This window comes from Nostoc sp., from assembly GCF_036918015.1.
GTDB lineage: Bacteria > Cyanobacteriota > Cyanobacteriia > Cyanobacteriales > Nostocaceae > Nostoc.
Genome location: NZ_JBALEO010000019.1, coordinates 64,378 through 70,580 on the forward strand (window position 1 = coordinate 64,378; position 6,203 = coordinate 70,580).

The following is a 6,203-nucleotide window of genomic DNA, read 5'->3' on the forward strand; positions in this document are numbered from 1 at the left end:
TTAGTCTACTAACTGTGAATTCTAGGTTCTGGGTGCAAAGTCGCTAGCAACTCGCTTTCGACAATTGCTAATTCATCAAGCCGCTGCATGACAATTTCTTTGTCGAAATAAGTAGCAGCTAAAACCCAATATATACCGTAGTGGCGCGCTTCGGATGCCATTAGCCCACGATAAAATTTTGCTAACTCTGGCTCTGGACAGTGAGCGGCTAATAGTCCCAGGCGTTCGTGAGAGCGAGCTTCGATTAAACCAGTGACTAGTAAGGAATCCAGAAATCGCTCAGGTTCTTTGGGGCGTACTTGAGATTTTAAACCCGCGCCGTAGGGAGGTGGTGGTAGAGGAGCTAGGGGAATATTCCGGCGTTCTAACCATTGGTTGACTAGCTCAAAGTGTTCTAATTCTTCGCGGGCGATCGCAGTTAACTCCCGCACCATTTTAGTATTGGAAGGGTAGCGAAACATCATGTTCAAGGCCACACCTGCTGCTTTGCGTTCGCAGTGGGAGTGGTCGAGTAAGATGATATCTAAATTAGCGATCGCTTGTTCAACCCAAGCAGAACTAGTGGGCTGTTTCAGGGCGTTGATAGTCGTTAACTGAGTAAGCACAGAGTCAAAAAACTCCAGAATTTAAATTTGGCTGAGTATCCTAGCAAATTGATTTTAGCGGAATATTCTTTGGACAAAGTTCAATAACTGCTCTGCGGTGAAGGGTTTCGCTAAAAAGCCTTGGATCTCAACACCCGTAGTTTGGATTAATGCCTCAGAGTTAGCTAATCCACTCATGGCAATAATTTGCACTTGTGGGTTGATGATTTGCAAGCTGCTGATGACTGTTTCCCCACCCATTGACGGCATCATCATATCTATCAGCACTAGCCTAATTTCATCTTTCTGCTCGGTGTACAGGGCAATGGCCTCAATCCCATTTTGGGCAGTCAATACCTTGTAGTTATGGATTTCCAGTGTGGTTTTGGCGATCTGAGTTATGGCTACTTCATCATCAACAACTAAAATCAATTCTCCGTGACCTCTTGGCAGTTCTATCTCCTCTATTTTTTGAGAAATACTGCCCTCCTTGCTTGGCAGATATACTTGGAATTTAGTCCCAATTCCTACCTCGCTGGCTACTTCCACAAAACCGCCGTGGCTTTTAACGATGCTCATCAAGATAGATAAACCCAATCCTGTACCCTTACCCACTTCTTTGGTGGTGAAAAAGGGATCAAAAATCCGATCGATAATTTCTGAGTCAATGCCAACTCCAGTATCAGCAACTGTAATCTTCACGTAGGAATTCGCTGTTGCGCCTATGTGCATCCTGGCATGGTTTTCATCGATGAATAGCTTGGTGGCAGAAATGCAGAGTTTACCACCATTGGGCATAGCATCACGAGCATTGACTACTAGGTTCATTAACACCTGATGCAGTTCAGTGTTGTCTCCGAAAACCATCCCGATATCTGGCGTTATGTCTGTGTTGATGTCGATGAATTTGGGGAATGTCTGTTGGAGTATCTGTTTAATGTCTTCAAGCAGTTGCGATACTAATAGGATTGTGAATTTTTTTTCAGAACCACGAGTAAATGACAAAATTTGCCCCACTAAATCACCGCCCCGTTTGGCATTGGTTTCTAGTATCTTTAGCATTTGCAGCGAACTGTCATCAAGATGGGGATATTTTAGGGGCAGCAGATGAGCAATTCCCATGATTGGAGTCAGAATATTGTTGAGATCGTGAGCAATACCGCTGGCAAGAGTGCCCAAGCTTTCTAAACGTTGACTATGCAATAGGTGAGTTTCGAGTTGTTTTTTCTCGGTGATATCGGTGTCAATAATTAGGATTGATTTCGGCAAGCCTACGGCATCAAGCATCAACGTCCAGCGGCTAGCAATGATTATTTCTTTACCATTTTTGGTAAATTTATGTAACTCTCCCTGCCATGTTCCATGCTCAATCACAGTTTTCTGAGCCGCTGATAGTAGAGGTGAGGTTTTTTTAGATAAAAGTTCCCAGGTGTTCTTTCCTTGAGCTTCTTGAACTTGCCAGCCGTACATCTTCTCTGCGCCTTGATTCCAGAATAAGATTTGGTTGTGCAAATCTTCTACAATAATTGCGTCTGTTGTGATGTCTAGTAGGGCAGCTTGTTCGCGAATTTTCTGTTCTTGCTGGTGGCGATCGCTAATGTCTCTAAATAACCAACGTAAGTTTCCAGTTTTACCCTGACTATCTTCTACTGCGATCGCAGTTATTTCTGCCGGAAAGTCTGTAATTCCTTCTTCATGAAAAATCTGTAACTCTTCTCTGCGGATTTGCCCGTGCTGTTGCAATTGCAGCATAATTTGACGAAACTTCTGCCGTTCTGTCTGATGCACAAACACAGCCATTGGTTTACCAATTAGGTAAGACTGACGCACATTCAGTAACTTAGCCGCAGCATAGTTAGCTTCCTGAATTATTCCAGTAGCATCTGTAAGCAAGTAACCATCTGGGGCAAAGTTAAATAAATCGTAATAACGTTGGCGTTCTTCTTCTACCAAATTGCGTGTAGCGATCAATTCCTCATTTTGTTGCTGTAACTCTTCCAGAGAAATAGAGATTTCGGTCATTGCTTGTTGTAAAAGCTCTTTAGGGGAATCCTGCCCTATAGATTTCTCTACCGCCAGACTTGCAAGCTGTGAAAGATTTTCCAGTCGCTGATGCGCCTCGACAATGGCTCGTTTAAAATTATCTTTGGTCATTTGCACTTTTCTTAGCCTTCTTTTATAAGGGAAATGCCTAAAAACCCTAAGTATGTGCCCTGACCCAGGAAGACATATACGTGCAATAGATGCGGGAATAAAGGTTAATTGTAGGCTTTAGCCTATTTGTAGCGTAATGCTTATGTACAGCATCAAATTATTGTATGGTTTGTAAAAAATAATATGTGTCTAACTAAACTCTTTACCACTACTTATAGTTAGACGACTTTTACGCCTGTAAAACAACCTTTACAGGAAACTATTCTTAATTATACAGCAAAAATACAGCAAAAAAGCCATTGAAGAAGAAGTCAGAAGTCAGAAGTCAGAAGTCAGAAGTCAGAATTCAGAATTCAGGAGTCATATCATGTTCGCTTGATTGCTTATTAAACCCAAAGAACCCCACCCCGCCAAAGCTACGCTTTGTCTCCCCTCCCCGCAAGCCTACGGTGTACACACAAGTGTTGGTGCAGTGTATCTATTCCGCCTCGGAATAAATTCCGAGTCTCATAGCGAAAGTCTTCTTTTAGATGACTAAACAAGAAATTTAGTTCAGTCCACGCTTAGTGGACTTTAGCTATCAGCCCAGAACTTTAGTTCTGGGCATAATATTTGCTCAGTGTGCGACTTTCACTTGAACAGAAATATTGGGTGGGTAGGATTTTTAGAGACGTGTGTACACTATAGCCAAAGAGCGGGGAGGGGTGTAATGACTGTGGTTAGCATAACTAATTATGCGGACATGATATCACTCGATTTTAGATTTTGGATTTTGGATTTGCGATCGCGTAGCGTTAGCGACTTAGGAGCGTCTTTTAGATTAACCTCTTTTTTAAATAAGAGGCTTGAAACCCAATATGCTTAGAGGTTGTTTGAAAAGTGGTTAGCTGTGATTTCCAGCACATCTTGATCCCCCCTAGCCCCCCTTAAAAAGGCTACGGTGTACACACAAGTCAAGTTACCCCCCTTAATCCCCCCGATGTATTGGGGGGAAACCGGAAAATCTAATTCCCTCCCCTTTACAAGGGGAGGGTTAGGGTGGGGTAAAATCCTTGGTTACTCAGCTATTTCAGACTTGTGTATACACGGTAGCCTTAAAAAGGGGGGAAAACTTCTTAAAGTCCCCCTTTTTAAGGGGAGCCAGTGCGGTCTTCTCCCAAGGGGAGACGCCAAGGGCGATGGGGGTTTCCCCCATGAGCAACTGGCGTGGATTTAGGGGGATCTAAAACTTTTTGCTACCAATAACAGGACTTTTCAAACATCCTCTTAGATTTCAGATTTTCATTTTAATCCAAAATCTCAAATCTCAAATCTAAAATCGTTCGGTCAAGATTGGTTTTATTCCTGCTGCCGACGTTCTTCTATCTCTTGAGTAGAAATCATACTATTGACTCTCTCTATATCTACCATCATCAAAACTGCTCCTTGCATTTCAATGCCAAGCAACGGAGTAATTGCCAGGTAACATTTTATTTGTCTACCCCGACGATTGGTAGCATCAAGGATCATTTCTTGAAACTGTTTTTTCCCGGATAGAGAGTCACGGATAGGCGATCGCAACTGCTCGACTGGTAGCCCAATGTCTAGGCTGAAGAGAGACTTTCCTAGTACTTCATCAGTTCGCAAGCCCCATAAATCTTCGACCATATAATTCCAAATAGAGATATTAAAGCTGCTGTCAATTACTACTATTCCCGTTTGGAAGCCCCTGAGAATAGAGCCGAGGAAAATATTTGTGCGATTCAGTTCTGTAGTGCGCTCGCTCAGTTCGTTATTAATTGTCTGTAATTCTTCATTAGTAGATTGGAGTTCTTCATTCATCGTCTCCAATTCTTCATTGGTGGATTGAAGCTCTTCATTGGTAGTTTCTAATTCTTCATTAGTAGATTGTAATTCTTCATTAGTAGTTTCCAATTCTTCATTAGTAGATTGTAATTCTTCGTTAGTAGTTTCTAATTCCTGTTGCGATCGTTGCAGGGCATCTTGGAGTTGAATATAACGGGTGACATCATGAAAGGAAATACTGACTCCTAAAAAATTGGTGTCTGTTTCTTGTAAAGGCGTAATTTGCACATCCAGATATTGGGTTTCTGTGTTAGACAAATAGCGCTTTACATTGGTTAGGCTCACAGGACGGCGTTCAGTATAAGCTCGTTCAATTAGCGATCGCAATTCAACTGGCCGATAGGAAAGTTCTAGATCCTGGAAGGGACGAGCTAAATCTTTGGGGGAAAGGGCGAACAAAGTCCGCGCCTGTTCATTCACCATTACCAGAATGCCATTGATATCAATGATTATTTGGGCGATTGGGGTTGTGTCAAAACCCATATCTCGCAGCCGGAGGTTTCGAGCCAAACGGTTGCTAGATTCGTCATCTACTGAATTTGCCATAACTAGCAGGCGATCGCGTAAATTCACCGTCGATACTTTAGTAAATATCCGGTTTTTCAAGTCCAGTGGCGTAAACAAATTAGAATGCATCAATAGCATCTCTGCTTTTCCCAAAAACAGATAGCCATTATCATTGAGTGCAAAATGAAACCGCGCCAGAATTCGCCCTTGAGTTTCAGAATTAAAATACATTAATGTATTGCGGCTGACTAATAAATCTAAGCGCGAAATGGGCGCATCCTGAAGCAAATCGTGGCGACCAAAAATTACTGAGCGGCGCAAGTCTTGACGGAAGACATAGCGGTTTCCGATCATCTCAAAGTATTTCTGCCGCAGTTCATCTGGCACAGCTTGGACATCTTTTGCTGAATACACAGCTTGCCTAGCCTGGTTGAGAGCATCTTCATCTACATCCGTAGCGTAGATTTTCACTCGTTGACGAAATTCCTCTGCTCCCAATATTTGGGTCATCAACATTGCCAAGGTATAAGCTTCTTCCCCAGAAGCACAGCCAGCGCTCCAGATGCGGATTGGCTCGGAAGTTTTTTTATTCTTAATCAGATTAGGCAATATTTGCTCTGCTATATATTCCCAAGCTGATGAATCTCGAAAAAAAGCAGTGACGTTAATTAAAATAGTGTTGAAAAGATAATTGAATTCTTCTGGATAAACTTCTAGATAGTCTTGATATTCTTCAAAGTTTTCTATGGTTAATGACTGCATCCGCTTGAGTACCCGACGTATCAAAGTCGAGCGCTTATAGCCTGTAAAATCAAATCCCCGGCTCTGTCTGAGATAAACCAGTAGATTTTCAAATTTAGGATCTTTTTCTGCGGAAGTCATAGGGTAGGGAGCAGGGGGCAGGGGGCAGGGGGCAGGGGGAAAAGTTCCAAGCTACGTCCGCAAGTATCAAAGGCTCTTTAATGAGTATCAAAGGAGTTCAAAGCCTCATTAAAGGAGTTCTGAACCTCATTAATGCGTATCAAAGACTCATTAAAGGAGTTCAAAGCCTCATTAATGAGTATCAAAGACTCATTAAAGGAGTTCAAAGCCTCATTAATGAGTATCAAAGAC

General features: G+C 42.4%; 3 protein-coding genes. All 3 read right to left on the minus strand.

The features are described 5' to 3' along the window. Nucleotides 1–8 precede the first annotated feature (8 nt). Nucleotides 9–605 (minus strand): tRNA-(ms[2]io[6]A)-hydroxylase, encoded by a 597-nt coding sequence (locus tag V7K61_RS05350; RefSeq protein ID WP_335051618.1) that lies wholly within the window; start codon nucleotides 603–605, stop codon nucleotides 9–11. Nucleotides 606–659: 54 nt separating this feature from the next. Then, nucleotides 660–2,738, minus strand: a complete 2,079-nt coding sequence (locus tag V7K61_RS05355; RefSeq protein WP_335051620.1) for a PAS domain-containing hybrid sensor histidine kinase/response regulator — start codon at nucleotides 2,736–2,738, stop codon at nucleotides 660–662. Between the two features lie 1,338 nt (nucleotides 2,739–4,076). Continuing rightward, a complete protein-coding gene (locus V7K61_RS05360) occupies nucleotides 4,077–5,972 on the minus strand; it encodes a CheR family methyltransferase (RefSeq protein WP_335051622.1) in 1,896 nt (631 codons plus the stop codon). Between the last annotated feature and the right edge of the window lie 231 nt (nucleotides 5,973–6,203).

Bases quoted from the DNA above. Each gene is read 5' to 3' on its own strand.
- V7K61_RS05360 (WP_335051622.1), bottom strand. From the start codon at position 5,972: ATGACTTCCGCAGAAAAAGATCCTAAATTTGAAAATCTACTGGTTTAT.
- V7K61_RS05355 (WP_335051620.1), bottom strand. From the start codon at position 2,738: ATGACCAAAGATAATTTTAAACGAGCCATTGTCGAGGCGCATCAGCGA.